General features: G+C 75.0%; 2 protein-coding genes. Both read right to left on the bottom strand.

What is annotated here, in order from left to right; genetic code table 11:
- Positions 1–156: 156 nt before the first annotated feature.
- Positions 157–555 (bottom strand): hypothetical protein, encoded by a 399-nt coding sequence (locus JM949_RS35535; protein ID WP_203152418.1) that lies wholly within the window; start codon positions 553–555, stop codon positions 157–159.
- A gap of 56 nt (positions 556–611) precedes the next feature.
- On the bottom strand, positions 612–1,418 hold the full coding sequence (locus tag JM949_RS35530; RefSeq protein ID WP_203152419.1) for an FAD-binding oxidoreductase: 807 nt from the start codon (positions 1,416–1,418) through the stop codon (positions 612–614).
- Between the last annotated feature and the right edge of the window lie 567 nt (positions 1,419–1,985).

Below are 1,985 nucleotides of genomic sequence, written 5' to 3'. Positions count from 1 at the left end.
GTCACGCCGGTGTAGAACCAGCCGTCGAACCGCTGGTCACGGCTGTCCACGGCTCGATAGCAGCGCTCGAAGTCCAGCTCCATGACACCGATGATGCCCCGCCCGACCGGCGGTCGGCTGGCGGGAATCGGACCTGGGTGTGCGCGCCCCCGTCGTTCAGCGGCGGCGTCGATGCGGCTGCCCGGTCCGGCCGGCCCGGCCGGCCCGGCTGGCCTGCCGCGAGCCGCCGGCCTGCCCGGCCCGGTCCCCCGAATCGCGGCGGTTGCCCTGGTCGGACCGGCTGCTCTGGCCCGTCAACAAGGCCGAGCGGAACACCCCGTCCGGGTCGTACCGCTGCCACAGCCGCCGGACCCGGGCCCCGGTCTCGCCGGGATAGATCCGGGCGAACGCGGCCGGCCCCGGCCGACTCTCGAAGTTGACGTACGCGCCGTCGGCGCGCGCCCCGGCGGCCCGCCAGGCGGCGTCCAACGCCGCGCCACCCTGCGGTGGGAACGTCGAGGCCACGATCAACGTGTCCTGGTGGCGGTGCGGGTACGCGGTCGCGTCGGACGCCACGTCGTTGACCGCCCCACCCAACGAGCGGAGCTGGACAACCCCCCGCCCCGGCCCGGTCACCGCTCGGGTGACGGCCCGCGCCCCGGCGTCGTCCAGCGCGGTGAACAGGCCGTTCGTGGTCGTGCCCCGCTGCTGCCCGACGTTGGGATGCAGGTGCGCGGTCGGCACCAGCGTCGGGTAGGGCAGCAGGTCGGTCCGGTGTTCGAGCACCTTGCCGATGGCGAGCAGCGGTTCCACCACTGGCCGGCCCGGCGCAGGCTCTCGGCGGCGACCACCGCGGTGACGGACATCAGCACCGAGCGGCCCTCGGCGAACACCACAGCCGCCGCGGACAACTCCCGGGGGGCCCGCGCCAGGTAGCTCGTCCACTCCCGGATGGTGCGGCCGTCCGGGTGCGCCTCGACCACCAACCGCGCGACGCCGACATTGCGCTGCTCGGCCGCCTCGATCTCGAAGGCCAGCACGATCCCCGCGCCGGCCCCGGCACCCCGGACCAGCCAGAACAGCTCCGGCTCGTGCTCGGCGTCGGCGCGTACCAGCGTTCCGTCGGCGAGCACCACCTCGACCGCGCGGACGCGGTCGATGGTCAGGCCGTGGGCGCGAACCAGCCAACCGACCCCACCGCCGGTGGCCAGGCCGCCCACCCCGACACCGCCGTAGTCACCCGAGCTGACCACCAGGCCGTACGGGGCGAGCGCCTTCGCGACGTTGGCCCAGCGGGCACCGGCCTCGACCCGGACCAGCCCGGCCCGCTCGTCGAGCACCTGCACCCGGTTGAGCATGGACAGGTCGATGACCACGCCACCGTTGTTGGAGGACGCTCCGGACAGGCCGTGCCCACCGCTGCGGACCGCGATGGGCAGCCGCTGCTCCCGCCGCGTAGCGGAGCGCGTCGACCACCTGAGCGGTGGTCTTCGGCAGCAGGACGGCGGCCGGCGACGCCGACGTGGTGTACGTCGAGCGCAGCTGCGCGTACCGGCGGTCGCCGGGTGTGACGATCTGCCCCCGCAGCGAGTCGGGCACCCGAGCCATCGCGGTGCTCATCGGTGCCCCCACAGCTCGCACCCCGGGTGTCCGTTATCGGCCATGGCCCAAGGATGAGCGGGCATTCCGGCCTCGGCAAATTCGCCCGACGGGCGCGACCCACGCACCGATACCCGCGGCGCTCGCGGGTACCGGTGCGTGGGTCGCGAAGGTGACCGGGATCTCCGCCGGCCTCGTCGTGCTGGCACCGCGGCGGAGATCGGTGGATTCGGCATGGTGGGCGGATGACCGGTCAGGCCGGGGCGGGGAGACCAGCGGCCTGACCGGTTCCGCTCATCGCATCGGGGATGGCGAGGCCGCCGGCCGGCCCGGCAGGCCCGGTGGGCCCGGCAGGCCCGGTGGGCCCGGCGGGCCCACCGGGGACGGCGTGGGAATGGGCGGTCCGG

Source organism: Micromonospora tarensis, from assembly GCF_016803395.1.
GTDB lineage: Bacteria > Actinomycetota > Actinomycetes > Mycobacteriales > Micromonosporaceae > Micromonospora > Micromonospora tarensis.
This window is presented reverse-complemented; position numbering and strand designations above follow the sequence as displayed.